Origin of the sequence: Streptomyces abyssomicinicus, assembly GCF_008974245.1 — a bacterium.
Lineage (GTDB): Bacteria > Actinomycetota > Actinomycetes > Streptomycetales > Streptomycetaceae > Streptomyces > Streptomyces abyssomicinicus.
Genome location: NZ_BBZI01000014.1, coordinates 235,445 through 252,042 on the forward strand (window position 1 = coordinate 235,445; position 16,598 = coordinate 252,042).

Below are 16,598 nucleotides of genomic sequence, written 5' to 3' on the forward strand. Positions count from 1 at the left end.
CTCAGGACCTCGCATAGGCGAACCGCACCGGCAGCGCGAGGCAGAGGCCGTCGTCCTCGCCCCCGATCCGCAGGACCAGGCGCTGCGCCTCGAGGACGGCCAGTGCCTCCCGGTCTGCGGGGTCCGGCGCGGTGGGCGTGGCGTACGCGCGCAGCACCCTGCCCCAGGGGTGGTCGGGAACGGTCCAGCGGCGCGGTACGGCGGGATCGCGCAGGTCCTCCAGGAGGAGGAAGCCGGGGCCGCGCCGGTGGGTGAGCAGGGGCTCCCGCGGGACGGGCCAGGCCGGGACCCCGTCGTGTCGCGGCGGATCGAGGTGCTGGAGCGAGGCCCGCGGAAGGTCCCCGGCGTCGCCCTCCCAGTACACCCGCAGACCCGCGCCCGCGGCCTCGACGAGCAGGTGCAGGAAGCGGGCGGTGGCGGCCGCCGTGGTGGTGGAGAGACGGACGGGACGGCCGACCAGCAGGCCGCGCATCCCGGAGCGGGCCATGGAGGCCAGGGCGTCCCTGTCGCAGGGCTCCTCGGGGGAGTACGGCACGAGGAGCGTGGAGCGGCCGGACGGCCGGGCGGCCCGGACGGTGGATTCACTCATGGCCGAGTCCCGTGGGCAGAGCGACGTAGCGGCCGTCCTCGTGGAAGAGCCAGCGTCTGGCCCGCCATTCCTCGAGCAGCGCGGTCACCCGCTCCTCGGTGGTCCGGTGGCCCTGAGCCGTCACCTCACGGGTGACCCCGGAGGCCGAGCGGCCCTTGAGGGTGGCGAGGAAGACCGCCACGAGCAGCGGGTCCTCCAGCCGCTCCTCGGAGGCGGACGTGGTGCGCTCGTCCACGATCCGCAGGGCGCCGCCCTCGGGTACGGCGACGAGCCGGCGGCCCTGGTGGTTGGCGCGCCAGGTGTCCACGGCGGCCCGCAGGCGTTCGGCGACGGACTCGGAGATGCCCGCCGGCCGGCTCTCGAAGACGTAACTGATGTCGGCCACCTCGTCCGCGGGAAGCTTGTACACCTTCTTGAGCAGGCCGGAGGGGCCCAGGTTCTCCAGGCCGAGCCCGGGGTCGTCGAAGAAGGGGCTGAACCTGGTGAGGACGGCGCGGTAGACGCCCTCCGGCGGCGTGAGGTGCCACAGCCCCGGCAGCTGCTCGACGACCTCCTCGTAGTCGGCCTCCGTCTCACCGGGGAACCCGTAGAGGAAGTTCCAGCCGGGGAAGACGGCGACGGTGCGGCAGTCGCGGAGCAGGCGCACGTTCTGCCAGCCGGTCACCCCCTTGCGCATCAGCCGCAGGACGTGGGTGCTGAGGCTCTCGATGCCCGGCTGGACCTGTGCCACGCCGGCCTCGGCCAGGACCTTCAGCTGCCCGATGCCGAGGTTCGACTTGATCTCGAAGAAGAGCCGCAGGTCCCACGGCTTCTCCGCGAGCCGCGGCAGCAGATCGCGGAGGTAGCCCATGTCCATGATGTTGTCGGCGAAGACGACGTCCAGCATGTGGTGGGCACGGACCGCGTTCTCGATCTCCCGCACCACGCGGTCGGAGGACTTGGCGCGGAACGCCATCAGGGAGCCGTTGAGACCGCAGAACGTGCAGTGGTGCTTCTCTCCCCACCAGCACCCCCGGCCGCCCTCGATCTGGACCTTGGGCTCCACGCCGGCCACCGAGCGGGCGGCCCGGAACGTGTCGAAGTAGCCGCTCAGGTCGGCCTCGGGGACGGAGTCCATCGGCACGACGGCCCGCGGCTGCTCGTTGACGGCCGACTTCTCGTCGGGGTCGCGCCAGCACAGGCCCGGCACGGCGGCGAGGTCCGCGGCGGGCGGGGAGCCGTCCGGGTCCGACCGCGACAGGAGGTCCAGCAGGCGGGGGAGGACGAGTTCGCCCTCACCCCTGACCACGTAGTCCAGGCACGCGAAGTTCCGGTGCAGCGCCGCGCCCTGGACGTCGTCGCAGTTGGCTCCGCCCATGACGGTGACGACCCGCAGGGAGCGCTCCTTCAGGGCGCGCGCCAGGGCCAGGCTGGGCATGTTCTGGTCGAAGGTGCTGGTCATGCCGACGACGTCGTACCCGCCGGCGACCAGTTCGTCGGCGAGCCGGCCGACGAACCCGGAGCTGAGCCGGTACATCTCCGCGGCGGCCGTCAGGTCCGCGCCGCTGCCGGTCGCCGCCGCGTGGAACGGCGAGTCCAGCGGCTCCTCGAATCCGTACAGGGCGGGGGAGAAGACCCACTCCCCGGTCGCCACGTAGTAGCCGTCGACGATGCGCCGGTAGTCCTCGCTGCCGATGCGGCCCCCGGTGTGCTCGTGGACGTGGTCGGCCCACCGGATGTTGGCGTAGAAGGTGTCGGCCGTCTCGACGAAGTCCAGCGCGCGCGCCACCGGCGCCAGCGTGCTGATCGCCATCGACGGCATGTCGAGCGACGCCCAGGGCATGCACACCAGCGCCACCCGCAGGGGCCGCCGCCGTCCCCGCGGGGAGACGTGGGGCAGGCCGAGGAACTCAGCCGTTGTCATCTCCGGGCCCCCTTCAGACGCGCGCGTTCGCGGGCTTGGGCAGGTGCGTTCCCCGGTAGTCCGCGCGCTCGATGTCCGCCCCCTCGGTGAACGCCTCGTCGAAGGGCACGTCCCACACGTACGCGGACCACAGGTCCGCGCCCCGGAAGGCCGCCCGGGCGCAGGCGCACTCCCGGAGGTCCGAGTGACGCAGGTCGGTGCGGCGCAGGTCGGCCTCCGTGAGGTCCGCGCCGAAGAGACTGGCCCTGCGCAGGACGGCGCCCGAGAGGTCCGACGAACGCAGCGTCGCCCGGGCCAGGTCGGCGCTCTCCAGCCGGCTGCCCGAGAGGTCCGCGCCGGTCAGGTCGGCACCGGTCAGCCGGGCCCCCGTCAGGTCGGCGCCGCGCAGATCGGCGCCGCGCAGGTCGGTTCCGGCGCCGTGGCCGCGGAGCAGGAGCCACCCGTCGACCACCGCCACGGTCCGCAGCAGGCCGTCCTCCCGGACGACCAGTGCCAGGCACCGCATGCCCAGACCGGCGCCCGCCACCTCGGCCGCGGTACGTGCCGGGGTCACGCCGGCGGCGGGGAACGGGGAGGCCAGGACGGGATCGGCGCCGCCGGCGCCCTGGAGCCGGCCGTCCAGCGGAACGAGGGAGTACGGGCCGGGGCCGCTCTCACCGGTCTCGGCCAGCACCAGGTCCAGAAGACTACGCATGGGTCCGGGTCCTTTCCCCGCTCTTCGGGGAGCCGTGGCCGCCCTCCCCGTCCATGAAGAAGAAGTTCTGCGTCAGCCGCCCTTCCCGGGGCGCGTCACCGAACAGTTCGGTGATGCCGTGGAAGAGGCGGCCGCCCTTGAAGATCACGCACCGGTTGTAGGCCAGGTCCACGTGGTGGATGACCTCCCACCGGTCCTCCCGGCCGGTGTCGCGCAGCACGTACCGCTGGTCGAACTCCTCCTTGGTGCGGCACCCGAAGTCCTCCAGCGTCCCGTCCGACGGCACCCTGTCCAGGCCCGTGGGGAGGTGGCGGTAGAAGCTCAGTCCGCCCCTGGCGTGCTCGGGCGGGGTGAGGTAGACCACCGCCGTCCAGTCGACGAAGTCGAGGTGCACCCGGGTGCGCCCGCTGTCCGACCGGGTGGCCACCCGGAACTTGCCGAAGACCCACCGCCGCGGGTCGTGGTGGACCGGACCCCCGACGATCTCCGCGAGCCTGCGGGCGTGCCCCTCCGAGGCGAAGGCCTTGACGCTCTCCAGCCCCGGGAAGTTCGCCACCTCGCCGAAGTCCCGGTACTCCGCGGCCAGGGCCATGTCACGGACCCGGTCGGGGTCCTGGTAGAAGCCGTCGACGATCAGCAGCTCACCGTCGAGGGCCCGGGTGACGCCGGGGGTGCTCACAGGGCCACCGCCTCCTGCCGGGCGGGCATCCTGCGCACCGCGGACGGGACGGGACGCACCTCGTTGAAGAAGAAGTTGTGGGTGATCCGGGCGTTGGCCGGCCGGTCGCCCAGACCGCCGAGCGGCGCGTGGTAGAACTCGCACCCCCGGAAGAGGACCAGACGGTTGTACACCGGCGCCACCCGGTCGAGCAGTTCCCACTTGCCGAGGTCCGCCATGTCGCGCCGGGCGACGCCCTCCTCGAACGCGTCGGCGTCGGCGAAGCCGAGGGAGCGGGCCACCCGGTCCGACGGCGGCCGGCACAGGCCCGTCTCCCGGTGCCGGAAGAAGCCGGTCCCGGCGGAGGGGGGCGCGCCGGGGGTGAGGTAGACCATGCCCGCCCAGTCGACGGCGGTGTCGGCGTGCACCTTGGTACCGCGCCCGGTCTCCTCGGTGATCACCCGGAAGCCGCCCCAGGTGAGCCGTTCCCCGTCCACGTGGACCGGCGAGCCGACGATCCGCTCGATCGCGCGCTGGAGCGCGTCCGTGCTCAGGGCCTTGCTGCTCTGCCAGCCGGGGTAGTTGTAGCGGCTCGCGCTCCGGAAGTCCGAACGCAGCGCGGCGGCGCGCACCGTGTCCGGGTCGGCGTAGAAGTCGTCGACGACGATCAGTCTGCTCCGCATCACGAGGCCCTCACTTCGTCGAAGAAGAAACGCTGGGTCAGGCGTCCGTCGGACGGGTCGGCGCCGAAGCCGGAACTGGCCCGGTGGAACTGCGAACCGCCCCTGAGCAGGACCAGGCGGTTGTAGACCATGCTCACCCGGGAGATCTCCTCCCAGGCGTCGGGCCGGACCTTGTCGGGGTAGTAGACCTCGTCGATCCAGTGGTCGCGGTCGCGGTAGCCGAGCTCCTTCGCCCGCGCCTCGTCCGGGGGACCGGTCAGCCCGCTCTCCCGGTGGCGGAAGAAGGAGAGACCTCCCTCGCACCGGCCGGGGGGAGTCAGATAGACGATGCCGGCCCAGTCGGTGTCGTCGAAGTGCGTGGTGAGCGGCGCGTTGGCGTTCTCCCCGGTGAAGGCGAACACCCCGAAGCCCATGCGCGCCGGGTCGTGGTGCACCTGGATGCCGAGGATCCGCGCGAACGCGTCGGCGGTCTCGCTCCCCGCGAAGGAGTTGTAGGTCTCCGAGTCGTAGGTCCGGCCCTCGTCGGTCTTCTGCGGTGACCAGCGGCCCTTCTCCAGGGCCAGGGCGCGCACCCGGTCCGGGTCGGCGTAGAAGTCATCGACCACTTGGAGTGTCTTGTCCATCGGGTTCTCCTTCCTCTCGTACGTCGGAACCGGCCGCGGTGAGCCGGGGCTTCAGGAAGACGAGGAGCAGCAGGTAGAGCGCGCCGGCCAGCCAGTAGGGGACCCGCAGGGCCTGCTCGGGGCCCAGCGGCCCGGTGGCCGCCTCGACGAGGACGCCGCCGAGGAGCATGCCGACCACGCTCATCCCGAACGTCACCATGCGGAAGGTCGCGTTGACCCGGCCCAGCACGTGCGACCCCACGGCCAGCTGGCGGAGGGTCAGGGTGCTGACGCTCCAGAACGCCACGGCCGCGGAGGCCGTCGCGTAGAGCACGACCACCACCGGCGCCGTGGGCAGGAACCCGACGCCGAGGAAGCACACCGCCATGGTCAGCAGGGCCGTCAGAAGGGAGCGGGCGGCGCCCAGCCGGTCCAGCAGGCGGCGCGCGTACTGGCTGCCGGCCACGCCGCCCACCGCCGCCGCCGAGAGCAGCAGGGCGTACCCGAGGGAACCGAGGCCGAGGGATTCTCGGACGAAGAGCACCTGCCCCGCCAGCATCGCCGCGTACAACGTGTTCAGCACGGCCGCGCTGCCCGCCAGGAGACGCAGCAGCGGATCGCGCCGGACCAGGCGCAGACCGTCGAGCGCCTGCGCCCCCGTCGAGCCGTCCCGGGCGGAAGGCGGCGACGGGTCCTCCATCCGGCGGCGCAGCGCCAGGAGGAGCCCCGCCGACGCGCCGTTGAGCAGGGCGTTGCCGAGGAACGGCACCGCCAGTCCGGCCTTGAGGAGGAGCCCGCCGAGGGGACGGCCGACGAAGTCGTTGGAGAGGATCTGGCTGGCCCGGACATGGCCGTTGGCCTGGGCCACACCGCCCGGTGCGAGCAGCGGGACCGCGGTGTCGGCGGCGATGCCGTAGGCGACCTCGGTCGTCCCGAAGAACAGGGCGAAGGCCGCCAGGAGACCGATGGAGACGTCCGACGTCAGGAGCAGACCTCCCAGCGCCAGCATGGCGACGGCACGCGCCGCCCCCGCCGTCGCCATCAGCCCGATCCGGGGCAGACGGTCGACGACGGCCCCCATGGGGAGGGCGAACAGCAGCCAGGGCAGACGCTCCGCCATGGCGACCAGGGAGATGGCCAGGGCGCTGTCCGTCACGGTGGACGCCGCCCAGGTCAACGCGATCAGCGTCATGCCGTCCGCCGCGCTGCCGGCCGTCAGACAGGACCAGAAGATCCAGAATCTCGACGGCAGCGGCGTCCTCGGGGCGGTGGACGCCCTGCTCATGAGCCCGCCGTCACCGAGGCGACGCGCTTCAGCAGCGGATCCGTCCAGGACCAGGCCGGGACCAGCGGGTTGGCGGCCATGGACAGCGCCTGCGGGAGCGCCGTACGCACCAGCCATCCCGGGTGCTCCGCGGCCAGCGACTCCGCCTCGTTCGCCACCCACTCCCCGAACCAGCCGAGCGAGGTGTCCCCGGCGAAGGTGAGCGAAGCGGCCACGTTGGGCAGCAGCGCGGCCGCCGGACGGCCGCGCCGGGCGAGTTCCAGGGTGACCGGCACCGCCACGTCCGGGCGCGTGTAGAACTCGCGCGTCCCGATCACGGAGGTGTCCACGCCGACCGCCTCGGCGTGCGTGCGGACCTCGGCCAGCATGGCGGGCCAGCGCCGGGCCATCTCCGCGTCCAGCTGCTCGGGGGTGACGGGGACGTCCTCCGTGCCGGTCGGCGCGGGGGAACCGGCGGGCACGCGGAACTCCTCCGCGTGCGCCAGCCGGAGCCGCTGCAGCGCCAGCACGGCCTGGTCCGTGGGCGTCAGCCCGTCGGCGGAGGCGGAGGGGGAGGCGGAGGGGGCCTGGGGTGGCGGCGCCGCGTCGGAGGCGTCCCGGAGGACGACCGTCATGTTGCGGCGGCACGACAGGTAGCGGGCGTCCGGCCACAGCGGGGCCAGCAGGGAGGCCAGCCGGTGCTGGGGTGAGGGCGGGAGCAGCGGTTCCAGATGGGCGGGCAGCCCCCAGGCGTTGAGCAGGGCGGTCCCGCCGGGAGCCAGAGCCCGCCGCACCCGCTGCCAGAACGGCTCCTGGAGGATGAAGGCGGGGTAGGACTCACCCGCGTACACGTCGATGACGACGAGGTCGTAGCGGCCGGACCCGTCGAGGAAGGCGGCCGCGTCGGCCACCACCGCGTCGAACCCCACCGCGGGGAAGTGCTGCCGGAAGAGCGCGCCGGTGACGCCCGCCATGTCCGGGTCGAGGTCCACGGCGGTGATGGCGCTCCCGGGCGCCGTCGCCCGCAGCGGCCGCAGCGACCCCCCGTACCCGAGCCCCAGGACACAGATCCTGTCCGCCGGACCGGCCAGCGGGCCGATCGCGAAGTCGTCGGGCTGGTTTCCCACGAAGACCCGGTCGCCCGAGAGGAGCGTCGCCGAGGTGCTCAACAGCAGGGGGGTGGTGCTGTACATCCCACTCCTTGATCGGTTCGTGGCACTGGGCCGGCTCCGGGGTTCCGGGAACCGCTGGTGCGGGACCTCCGTCCCGCACCAGCGGAAAGCGACCCGTGTCGCGTGAGCGGGCGGGGTTACGAGAGCGCGAGCGCCTCGTCGACCACGGCCTGCTCGTTCTCGCTGAGCGGGACGAAGGTCGCGAACATCGGCATGTTGTTGTTCGAACAGCGGGCGTACACCGCGTGGTCGAACTCCTCGAACAAGGGCTCCTCGTGCTGCGTCTGCTCAGCCATGTGCTCTCCCATCGGGCAACGGGACATGCGTCCCTGCTGGTCCGGCATCGACGGCACGTCAACAGCCACGCACGGCGGTGCGGTTGTGGGCCTGTCGCCGGCTGGCGGCGATTCTGTCCCAGTGGTCACAGGAGGATCAAGAGTCCTGACAGGGGGAACAGGAGTCTTAACTTCCGGGGTACCGGCGCGTCATCGACCGGGCGTCCGGGGGGACGCGCCAGGACCGCCGCCGTGGGCACGGTGTGCCGGAGGCGAGAGGTCCGTTTCGTGCACGGGTGCGCGGTCCGGCCGTGGAGAGGCGCGCGGTCGGTTCCTGGGGACGCGTGGTCAGATTGTGCGGACCGACAGCGCCGCCGCCCGGCCGGTGCACGCGGCCAGGTGCGCCACCTCCGCCTCCAGCGCCTCACGGGGCGCCTGCGGGCACTCGCCGAACAACTGGACGTCGACCGTGTCGTCCGTGAACTCCCAGACGCCCACCACGCGTCCCCGGTGCACGACCACCGGGGAGATCCAGCCGGAGGCGCGGCTCACGGCCTTGCGGCGCTCCGCGCCCACGATCCGGGTGTCGGAGGTGCCGGCCCCCAGGACGTACTGGTCGAAGCCGGGCAGCAGCCGCACCTCCCGCGAGGGCCTGGCGGCGGCCAGCGCGTCCAGGTCCTCCGCCCGCGCCCAGCACGACGTGCCGTCGACCTCCACCCGCGCCAGCTCCTCGCCCAGCGAGGCGAACCAGCCGCGCAGCGCCGCCTTGCGGGAGGCGCCGCGGGTCAGCCAGGCGTCGAAGACCTCCGGGGTCGCCGGCCCGTGGGCGCCCAGGTAGGCGGGGACGGCGGTCCGGGCGGCCTCCTCCGGTTCCGGTACGCCGGCCCAGCCCGGGACCCGCCCGCGCGGGGAGGCGAAGGTGATCCGGTTCCCCCGGCCCGGCCCGTGGCAGAGCTTCCCCGTCCAGGCGAGCGGCTTGAGCACCGCGCCCCAGCCCGAGGTCAGCTGCTCCTCGAGACCGGCGAAGCCGGCGCGGGCGACCAGGGCGGCCGTCAGCTCCTGGCGGGTCATCGTCCGGCCGTCCAGCACCTCGTCCACGGCCTCGCCCAGCGCCGTCATCTGCGCCGGAGTCACTCCGAAGGCGCGCTGCCAGGACGGCTTCTCCCAGGTCCGCGCGGCCGCCATCAGCGACAGGTACGCCGGCAGGTGGCCGGGCGTCAGCAGGTGGAGCGTGCCGCGCATGGCCCAGGTCTTGACGACCTCCCCGCCGTCCAGCGCCTTCTCCACGGCTCCCGCCGCCGGGCGGCGCTGCCGGGTGGTGATCGCCAGCTCCGCCGACGACGCGACCTGGGCCTGCACCCCGGCGAGCCGTCCGACGATCTCCGCGACCGAGGCCGTGGTCCGCGGCGCGAGGCTCTGCCTCCGCAGCCGCCAGGCGAGCACCTGCTCCTGGGTGAGCTTCACGCGACGGCTCCTCGGTCGGGTCGGGTACGGAGTCCATCCTGCCCCGGACGAAGGCGGAACGGTGTGCTCCGGATTGTCGGACCCCTGCGGAAGAGTGGTCCCCATGACGACTTCTCCCGCCGTCGAGGCGCTGACGACCCCTGCCCGGTACACGGCCGCGATCGCCCGGGTGCGCGCGGCCGCCCTGGCGTACTACGGCGGCGACGGCGACGTCGCCACCGAGAGCGTGATGGACGACGCGACGTACGACCGGGAACTGCTCGCGATAGCCGCCTACGAGCAGGCGCACCCCGGCGAGGTGGCGGCCGACTCGCCCACCCGTCAGGTCGCGGCGGGCGCCGCGCCGGCCGGCGACGTCGCGCACACCGTGCCGATGCTGTCGCTGGACAACGTCTTCTCTGCCGGGCAGTTGGTCGCGTGGGGCGAGAGCCTGCAGCGGCGTCTGGGCCGACCGGTCGAGGGCGGTTTCACCGTGGAGCCCAAGCTGGACGGCGCGGCGATCGCCGCCCGCTACCGCGACGGCAGGCTGGAGCGGGTCGTCACCCGCGGCGACGGCCGCTTCGGGGAGGACGTCAGCCATGTGATCGGCACCGTGGAAGGCCTCCCGGAGCGGCTCGAGGTTCCGGTGACGGTCGAGGTGCGCGGCGAAGTCCTCTTCACGCAGGCCCAGTTCGAGCGGGCCAACGAGATCCGCGCCGAGCACGGCGCGAAGGTGTTCTCCAACCCCCGCAACGGCGCCGCCGGCACCCTGCGTGCCAAGGACCGGCCGTACCGGCTGGCCATGACGTTCTGGGCGTACGGCGCGGTCGGCCTCGACGGCGGGTCCTTCCTGCCCGCGGACGCGTCGCACTCCCAGGTGCTGACCGCGCTCTCCGAGGCCGGGGTGCGCACCACCCGCGACAACCCGGCGGCGGTGCGGTTCGTGCGGACGATCGAGGAGGCGCAGGCGCGCGTCGAGGAGATACAGGCGATGCGGCCGGGCCTGCCGTTCGGCATCGACGGCGTCGTCGTGAAGGCGGACGCCGCGGCGGAGCAGCAGGCGGCGGGGTCCGGGTCGCGCTTCCCCCACTGGGCGGTCGCGTACAAGCTGCCCGCGGTGGAACGCACCACCAGGCTGCTGGAGGTGGAGTGGAACGTGGGCCGCACCGGCGTGCTCGCCCCGCGCGCGCGGCTGGAGCCGGTGGAGATCGACGGCAGCGTCGTCGAGTACGCCACGCTGCACAACCCGGCCGACATCCGCCGCCGCGACCTGCACCTCGGGGACACGGTCACCGTGTACAAGGCCGGTGACATCATCCCCCGGGTGCAGTCCGCCGTCGTGGGACTGCGCCCGGCGGACGCGGTCGAGGTGCCGTTCCCCGAGACGTGCCCCCACTGCGGCGGCGGGATCGACAAGAGCCAGGAGAGATGGCGGTGCGTCAAGGGCGCCGCCTGCCGTCTGCCCGCGCTGATCGCCTACGCGGCGCAGCGTGACTGCCTCGACATCGACGGCCTGGGCACCACGTACGTGAACGCGCTGGTCGCCTCCGGCGCCGTCACCGACATCGCCGACCTGTACACCCTCGACCTGGAGACGCTGTCCGGGGCGGCCGGGAGCGCGAAGCGCGGCGCGAGCCTGCTCGCGCAGATCGAGGCCGCCCGGGCGAGGCCGCTCAGCCGGCAGGTGTGCGCGCTCGGCATCCGCAACACCGGGCGGCGCCTGTCGCAGCGGATCGCCGCCCACTTCCGCACGATGGACGCGATCCGGGCGGCGGACGCGGAGGCGATGCGGGAGGTCGAGGGCATCGGCGCGGAGAAGGCGCCGGGCATCGTCGCCGCCTTCGCCGAACTCGCCCCCGTCATCGACAAGATGATCGCCGCCGGGGCCACCATGACCGAACCGGTCGACGAGAGCGCCGGGGAGGGCCCGCTGGTCGGCGAGGACGGCCGGCCGATGAAGGTCGTCGTCACCGGGAAGATGACCGGCCCGCTCGCCGACCTCAGCCGCACCGGCGTGAAGGACCTGATCGAGCGGGCGGGCGGAAAGGCGAGCGACAGCGTCACCGCCGCGACCGCCTACCTCGTCGCCGCGCCCGCCGCGGGCGGCAAGCTCAGCGGCAAGGCCGCCAAGGCGGAGCAGCTCGGCGTGCGGGTCCTCACCCCCGAGGAGTTCGCGGAACTCCTGGCCGACCAGCTCGGCGGGGACGTCTGACCCCGCGTCACCAGCCGCGACCGAGCCGACCTCACCCTCCACCTCCCCCCCCCGGTGAGGTGGAGTTCCTCGGCGTGAGATCCGACGGGCCCGGCCCAGCGCGTGGGATCGCCTGTCCGACGGACAGGAAGGCCGCACCCCGACGGCACAGCCGGTTCGGGAACGGTTTATCTTCCCGGGCATGGATCACCAGGGAGAGTTTCGTCGGGCGGCGCTCGAGTCGGGCATCCCGGACGAAGAGATCAGCGGTTTCAGCCGGCACCTTCGTCTGGCGATCGGACTGTCCGGGGGTGGCGACGGTTCTCCGGTCGGGCACATCGGTGGGTCGCCCCGGCTGCCGGTGGGCATGAAGTGGCCGTCCGCCGGGGACGTTCCGCTGCCGCTGCTCCTCTCCGTCGATTGCGGGGCGCTGCCGAGGGTCGACGGCTTCGACCTGCCGGCGGACGGGACGCTGCTCTTCTTCGTGCACCAGGAGAGGGACTTCGGCGCATCGCATGCCGATCCGGGGCGGTACGCGCGCGTCGTGTACGTACCGGAGGGCACCGAAACCGCCGTCGCGGAACCCCCCAGCTCCGCGCGGGTGGGCGAGCGGATCGACGTCCGCGCCGAGCTCCGAGCCGAACTGCCCCTCTGGCTCGAGGAGGGCGACGAGGACTGGCACGAGTTCTGGGAGGATCTCGAGTGGGAGGACATGTCACGCTTCCAGCAGCAGTTGGCCCGGTACATGGAGCGTGAACTGCCGCACCTGGACGAACTTCGGTCCCTGGCCCACGACCTGTGGCCGTCCGGCTCCCATCTCGTCATCGGGGGGTACGCCGACGACGAGGCGACGGTCGGCGGCATCACGGCGAAGACCCTCGCGAAGGGAGAGCCGTTCGCCCCTCTGCTGGAAGAGGACGCGCTCCGGCTGGCGAGCGAGTGGATACCGCTCGCCAGTGAAGGACGGGTCCTCGCGGAGTACTACACGAAATTCATGATCCGCCACGACGACCTGTCCGCCGCCCGGTGGGACAATGCGCTGACCGTGACCCATTTCCAGGCCCCGTGAACAGCTTCGGCGCGGTGGATTGCCGACCCGCCGTCGGCCGGGCGGCGGAGCGGCGGACGACAGCGGTACCCGGAGCTGCGCCGGCCGGCACGAACAGGTCGCCGGACGGCGTCTCGCACACGGAGAGTCCGTTGCGGCGCAGCAGGTCGCGGGTGATGGTGAGGTCGCGTACGGCGACGGTGCAGCCGACGAGCGCCGGGAGCGCGCGGGGTCGCTCGCCCGGCAGGAAGGCCGCCAGATCCGAATCGGGCACGAGCGTCAGAGCGGCACCGTCGAGGTCGAAGACCTGAGCGGGCCCCTCCTGCCGTGCCGACCGGCCGAGGTACGCCTCGTACCGCTGCCGGACCGCGGCCATGTCCAGGTCACCCATCGCCGTTGCCGCACCGGTGCTGCCCTGGGAATCGGCCGCCGGGCCCGCCCGGTTCCCGGCCCGCGCGGCGGGCGTCGATCCCGCCTGTTGGAGGGGCTGTTGACGCTTCCGGAGCGTTCTGCTTGCATCGAGCCATGTTGCGCCGGACGCTCACCTCCCGCCGCTGTGTCGACCTGGTCCGGGTCGCGGCGGCGCTCTGTCGTACGGCCTGACGACCGGAGGACTCCGGCCCCGCGCGTCCCGATCGAGGGCGCTCCCCCCACTGCCCGGCGTTCCGCGCCTCACCGGACCGTGCAGGTCCACGGCCGCCGAAGCCCCGGCCGGGCCCACGGGTGGCGGGTCGGGCCCCGTGCCCCGGATGCCGAACGCCGCCCTCGCGCCCCCGACGCGTCAGTGCCGCCCCCCACCCCCCTCACCGGGCAGGTCGTTCCTCCTCGCGACGGAACCCATCGCCCACCCGGAGCGGGGCTCCGCCCGTCGTGACGACGGACCGGCGGAAGGAGGGGCCGGAGGAACGGGAGGACGGGGAGGTGACGGTCGCCGGAGCCGCGCCGGGCACGTCGTCCTCCATCCTCCGAGACTCCCGACGAAAGCAGCCACCATGGCAACCGCCCCCTCACTGTCCCCGCCCGCCCACGTGATCGCCGACGACGCCGAGGCCCTCGCCGTCGCCGCGGAGCTGGCCGAGCGCTTCCGGCACGACGCCTCCCGCCGGGACGCCGAACGCCTGCTGCCCGAACGGGAACTGGACGAGCTGTCCGCCTCCGGACTGCTGGCGGTCACCGTGCCGGCGGAGTTCGGCGGGGCGGACGTCCGGCAGGAGACCCTCGCCGAGATCTTCCGCCTGCTCGCCTCCGCCGACGCCAGCCTGGCGCAGATCCCGCAGAGCCACTTCGTCTACGTGAACGTCCTGCGCCGCGTGGGCACGCCGGAGCAGCAGAAGTTCTTCTTCGGCGAGATCCTCGCCGGCAGGCGCCTGGGGAACGCCCAGTCCGAGGCGGGCACCCGGCACCTCCAGGACATCACCACCCGGCTGGACCCCGCCCCGTCCGGTGACGGCTCGTACCTGCTGACCGGCGTCAAGCACTACTGCACGGGCGCCCTGTTCGCCGACTGGATCCCCGTGCTGGCCCGTGCGGCGGACGGCAACCTGCACGTCGCCTACGTGCCGCGGGACGCCGAGGGGCTGACCGTCGTCGACGACTGGGACGGACTGGGGCAGCGCACCACGGCCAGCGGCACCGTCCGGCTGGAGGGGGTGCCGGTGCCCGCCGACCGCGTCGTGCCTCATCACCTCACCTTCCAGGGCCCCCAACTGCACGGTGCTGTGGCCCAGTTGCTGCACACGGCGATCGACGCGGGCATCGCGGACGGCGCGCTCGCCGAGGCGGTCGCCTTCGTCCGGACCAAGAGCCGTCCCTGGTTCGAGGGCGTGGACGCCGGCTATCCGGAGGCCTTCGACGACCCGCTGCTGATCCAGCGCTTCGGGGAACTCGCCGTCCACGTCCGGGCCGCCGAGGCGCTGCTCAGCGCCGCGGCGCGGGCGGTGGACGCGGCCCGCGCGGACCTGACCGACGACAACGCGGCGGAGGCGTCGATCGCCGTGGCGGCCGCGAAGGTCACCGCCGGGCGGGCGGCGGTGGAGGTGGCGAGCGCCCTGTTCGAGGTGTCCGGCACCCGGTCCGCCCTCGGCACCCTCGGCCTCGACCGGTACTGGCGGGACGCGCGGACCCACACCCTGCACGACCCCGCCCGCTGGAAGCTCCAGCACATCGGCCGTCAGACGCTGCACGGCACCCGTCCGCCCCGGCACGGTCTGCTCTGACACCGCCCCCGGCCCGGGCCGCCGTCCTCAGCGGGGCGCCGCTCCGCGCAGCGCGTGGTCGACCAGGCGCGGGACGAGGGACGCGTCGAAGGGTGTCCTGAGCACGAGCAGCCGGTGGTAGCAGGCGCCCCACAGTTGGTCCACGACGATGTCCAGGTCGGCGTCCGCGCGCAGCAGACCCTGCCGCTGGGCGGTGCGCAGCCGCTCGCGCGCCAGCTCGCGGCGGGGCCGCGCGTAGTTCTCCGACCACGCCCTGGCCACGTCGGGGTCGGTCTGGGCGGCGCCGACGAGCTCCGCCACCGGCCGCTCCGCGCCCTCGTCCTTCAGCCAGTGGACGAAGGCGCGGAGCTGGGTGACCAGGTCGGCGCGCAGGTCACCGGTGTCGGGGAAGTCGAGCACCGGACGGCTCCGGGCGAAGTACGCCTCCGCCGCGAGCGCGCCGGGCGAGGGCCACCACTTGTGGAGGGTGGTCCGGCTCGCCCCCGCCTCCTTCGCCACCCGTTCGAACGTGAGCGCCTGCAGCCCGTCCCGCAGCAGCAGGTCGCCCGCCGCCGCGAGCACGGCGGCGCGCACCTCCGTGGCCGGCCGCCTTCCCCGGCCGGGCCGGACGGGTCGGCCGGGCCGTACGGCGGCGTTCTCGGACATCGTCACCCTCACTTGTGGACAGCTTGTTCATTTCCGCGTAGCTTCTCATATGAACAGTGCGTTCATATTCTATCGGGAGAGCAGTGATGACCGACAAGACCGCAGACCGGGTGGCACTCGTCACCGGCGGTTCCGGTGGCATCGGCCGCGCCGTGGCCGAACGCCTGGCCGCCGACGGCCTCGCCGTGGCCGTGCACTACGCGGGCAACGCCGCCCGGGCCGAGGAGACGGCGGCCGCGATCACCAGGTCCGGCGGGCGGGCCGTCACGGTCGGCGGGGACGTCGCCGACGAGCAGGCGATGGCCGCGGCCTTCGACGCCACCGAGGCCGCCTTCGGCGGCATCGACGTCCTCGTGAACACCGCCGGCATCATGCCCCTGTCGCCCGTCGCGACGCTGGACCTCGCGGACCTGGACCGCACGCTCCGCACCAACGTCCGCGGCGCGTTCGTCGTCTCCCAGCTCGCGGCCGCCCGGCTCCGGCCGGGCGGGGCGATCGTCAACTTCTCCACCTCTGTGACCCGCACCCGGTTCCCCTCCTACGGCGCCTACGTCGCCTCCAAGGCGGCCGTGGAGGGCATGACGCCGATCCTGGCGCGCGAACTGCGCGGCAGGGACATCACGGTCAACGCCGTCGCGCCCGGCCCGACCGCCACGCCGCTGTTCCTCAAGGGCAAGAGCGAGGAGGAGATCGACCGGATCGCCGCCATGAACCCGGCGGGGCGGCTCGGGACGCCCGAGGAGATCGCCGAGGCCGTCGCCTTCCTCGCCGGCCCGGGCCGCTGGATCAACGGCCAGACCCTCTTCGCCAACGGAGGCATGGCCTGACCTCCGGCGGGTCATCGCCCGCCCGCGGGGCGCGGGCCTGACCGCAGGTCGGCTGCCCGACCGGCAGCGCCGCAGCCCGCCCCACGGCCCGGCCGCCCGGCCGTAGGGCCGCCCCGCCCGGTCGCCCGCCCGAGCGCCGGCTGCACTGCCCAGCCGACGGCCCGCCCGACGGCCGGGCCGCGGCGCTGCCCCGGCCACCGCCGGGACCCGCTCGACGGCTGCTGGCTCGGCCCCGTCCACCGGACGCCCCGCCGCTCGCGCGACCGGCGGGGGGCTGCCTGCCCGACGGCCCGGCAGCCTGGCCATGGGTGGGGCGCGCCTTCGCCGCGCCGGCCCGCTCGACGGCCTGAGCTGCCCGGTCGCCGGACCCGTACGGCCGGAGTTGTCC

The 16,598-nt window shown here is 73.7% G+C and carries 15 protein-coding genes; 4 read left to right on the top strand and 11 right to left on the bottom strand.

Annotation, left to right across the window (positions count from 1 at the left end; translation table 11 throughout):
- Nucleotide 1: 1 nt before the first annotated feature.
- The 10 genes from GBN72_RS31520 to GBN72_RS31555 all read right to left on the bottom strand — a co-directional run bounded on the left by GBN72_RS31520 (nucleotide 2) and on the right by GBN72_RS31555 (nucleotide 9,304).
- Complete coding sequence (locus GBN72_RS31520) at nucleotides 2-589, bottom strand: DUF5825 family protein (RefSeq protein ID WP_151775382.1); 588 nt, start codon at nucleotides 587-589, stop codon at nucleotides 2-4.
- Nucleotides 582-2,492 (bottom strand): RiPP maturation radical SAM C-methyltransferase, encoded by a 1,911-nt coding sequence (locus GBN72_RS31525; protein WP_151775383.1) that lies wholly within the window; start codon nucleotides 2,490-2,492, stop codon nucleotides 582-584. Before GBN72_RS31525 ends, GBN72_RS31520 begins: the two co-directional genes overlap by 8 nt.
- 13 nt (nucleotides 2,493-2,505) lie before the next feature.
- Nucleotides 2,506-3,186, bottom strand: coding sequence for a pentapeptide repeat-containing protein (locus GBN72_RS35700; protein ID WP_246213027.1), 681 nt, complete (start codon nucleotides 3,184-3,186; stop codon nucleotides 2,506-2,508).
- Nucleotides 3,179-3,865, bottom strand: a complete 687-nt coding sequence (locus tag GBN72_RS31535; RefSeq protein WP_151775384.1) for a DUF6445 family protein — start codon at nucleotides 3,863-3,865, stop codon at nucleotides 3,179-3,181. Before GBN72_RS31535 ends, GBN72_RS35700 begins: the two co-directional genes overlap by 8 nt.
- On the bottom strand, nucleotides 3,862-4,527 hold the full coding sequence (locus tag GBN72_RS31540) for a DUF6445 family protein (protein WP_151775385.1): 666 nt from the start codon (nucleotides 4,525-4,527) through the stop codon (nucleotides 3,862-3,864). The genes GBN72_RS31535 and GBN72_RS31540 overlap by 4 nt, the downstream gene beginning before the upstream one ends.
- The gene (locus GBN72_RS34385; protein ID WP_164540982.1) at nucleotides 4,527-5,150 is read right to left on the bottom strand and encodes a DUF6445 family protein; all 624 of its coding nucleotides are present in this window, start codon (nucleotides 5,148-5,150) and stop codon (nucleotides 4,527-4,529) included. Before GBN72_RS34385 ends, GBN72_RS31540 begins: the two co-directional genes overlap by 1 nt.
- The gene (locus GBN72_RS31550; protein ID WP_164540984.1) at nucleotides 5,122-6,414 is read right to left on the bottom strand and encodes an MFS transporter; all 1,293 of its coding nucleotides are present in this window, start codon (nucleotides 6,412-6,414) and stop codon (nucleotides 5,122-5,124) included. The genes GBN72_RS34385 and GBN72_RS31550 overlap by 29 nt, the downstream gene beginning before the upstream one ends.
- Complete coding sequence (locus tag GBN72_RS34390) at nucleotides 6,411-7,586, bottom strand: spermidine synthase (RefSeq protein ID WP_164540986.1); 1,176 nt, start codon at nucleotides 7,584-7,586, stop codon at nucleotides 6,411-6,413. The genes GBN72_RS31550 and GBN72_RS34390 overlap by 4 nt, the downstream gene beginning before the upstream one ends.
- 116 nt (nucleotides 7,587-7,702) lie before the next feature.
- The gene (locus GBN72_RS34395) at nucleotides 7,703-7,861 is read right to left on the bottom strand and encodes a hypothetical protein (RefSeq protein ID WP_164540988.1); all 159 of its coding nucleotides are present in this window, start codon (nucleotides 7,859-7,861) and stop codon (nucleotides 7,703-7,705) included.
- Between the two features lie 327 nt (nucleotides 7,862-8,188).
- Nucleotides 8,189-9,304, bottom strand: coding sequence for a winged helix DNA-binding domain-containing protein (locus GBN72_RS31555; RefSeq protein ID WP_164540990.1), 1,116 nt, complete (start codon nucleotides 9,302-9,304; stop codon nucleotides 8,189-8,191).
- Between the two features lie 103 nt (nucleotides 9,305-9,407).
- Between GBN72_RS31555 and ligA the strand changes: the two genes are divergently transcribed.
- The 3 genes from ligA (at nucleotide 9,408) to GBN72_RS31570 (ending at nucleotide 14,738) form a co-directional block, all read left to right on the top strand.
- Nucleotides 9,408-11,495: an NAD-dependent DNA ligase LigA gene (gene ligA / locus GBN72_RS31560; RefSeq protein ID WP_151775388.1), complete on the top strand. Its 2,088-nt coding sequence runs from the start codon at nucleotides 9,408-9,410 to the stop codon at nucleotides 11,493-11,495.
- A 181-nt stretch (nucleotides 11,496-11,676) separates the two neighbouring features.
- Nucleotides 11,677-12,543 (top strand): DUF1963 domain-containing protein, encoded by an 867-nt coding sequence (locus tag GBN72_RS31565; protein ID WP_151775389.1) that lies wholly within the window; start codon nucleotides 11,677-11,679, stop codon nucleotides 12,541-12,543.
- 971 nt (nucleotides 12,544-13,514) lie between these two features.
- Nucleotides 13,515-14,738, top strand: a complete 1,224-nt coding sequence (locus GBN72_RS31570) for an SfnB family sulfur acquisition oxidoreductase (protein ID WP_151775390.1) — start codon at nucleotides 13,515-13,517, stop codon at nucleotides 14,736-14,738.
- 27 nt (nucleotides 14,739-14,765) lie between these two features.
- On the opposite strand, the gene GBN72_RS31575 is transcribed toward GBN72_RS31570, so the two are convergent.
- On the bottom strand, nucleotides 14,766-15,383 hold the full coding sequence (locus tag GBN72_RS31575) for a TetR/AcrR family transcriptional regulator (protein WP_151775391.1): 618 nt from the start codon (nucleotides 15,381-15,383) through the stop codon (nucleotides 14,766-14,768).
- 86 nt (nucleotides 15,384-15,469) lie between these two features.
- Here GBN72_RS31575 and GBN72_RS31580 point away from each other — a divergent pair, with 86 nt between their 5' ends.
- On the top strand, nucleotides 15,470-16,210 hold the full coding sequence (locus GBN72_RS31580) for an SDR family oxidoreductase (RefSeq protein ID WP_151775392.1): 741 nt from the start codon (nucleotides 15,470-15,472) through the stop codon (nucleotides 16,208-16,210).
- The last annotated feature ends 388 nt before the right edge of the window (nucleotides 16,211-16,598 follow it).

Excerpts from the sequence above, each read along its gene's own strand:
- GBN72_RS34385 (WP_164540982.1), bottom strand. The coding sequence starts at position 5,150 with ATGGACAAGACACTCCAAGTGGTCGATGACTTCTACGCCGACCCGGAC.
- GBN72_RS31565 (WP_151775389.1), top strand. The coding sequence starts at position 11,677 with ATGGATCACCAGGGAGAGTTTCGTCGGGCGGCGCTCGAGTCGGGCATC.
- GBN72_RS31580 (WP_151775392.1), top strand. The coding sequence starts at position 15,470 with ATGACCGACAAGACCGCAGACCGGGTGGCACTCGTCACCGGCGGTTCC.
- GBN72_RS31550 (WP_164540984.1), bottom strand. The coding sequence starts at position 6,414 with ATGAGCAGGGCGTCCACCGCCCCGAGGACGCCGCTGCCGTCGAGATTC.
- GBN72_RS31540 (WP_151775385.1), bottom strand. The coding sequence starts at position 4,527 with ATGCGGAGCAGACTGATCGTCGTCGACGACTTCTACGCCGACCCGGAC.
- GBN72_RS35700 (WP_246213027.1), bottom strand. The coding sequence starts at position 3,186 with ATGCGTAGTCTTCTGGACCTGGTGCTGGCCGAGACCGGTGAGAGCGGC.
- ligA (WP_151775388.1), top strand. The coding sequence starts at position 9,408 with ATGACGACTTCTCCCGCCGTCGAGGCGCTGACGACCCCTGCCCGGTAC.
- GBN72_RS31525 (WP_151775383.1), bottom strand. The coding sequence starts at position 2,492 with ATGACAACGGCTGAGTTCCTCGGCCTGCCCCACGTCTCCCCGCGGGGA.
- GBN72_RS31570 (WP_151775390.1), top strand. The coding sequence starts at position 13,515 with ATGGCAACCGCCCCCTCACTGTCCCCGCCCGCCCACGTGATCGCCGAC.
- GBN72_RS31575 (WP_151775391.1), bottom strand. The coding sequence starts at position 15,383 with ATGTCCGAGAACGCCGCCGTACGGCCCGGCCGACCCGTCCGGCCCGGC.
- GBN72_RS34390 (WP_164540986.1), bottom strand. The coding sequence starts at position 7,586 with ATGTACAGCACCACCCCCCTGCTGTTGAGCACCTCGGCGACGCTCCTC.
- GBN72_RS34395 (WP_164540988.1), bottom strand. The coding sequence starts at position 7,861 with ATGGCTGAGCAGACGCAGCACGAGGAGCCCTTGTTCGAGGAGTTCGAC.
- GBN72_RS31520 (WP_151775382.1), bottom strand. The coding sequence starts at position 589 with ATGAGTGAATCCACCGTCCGGGCCGCCCGGCCGTCCGGCCGCTCCACG.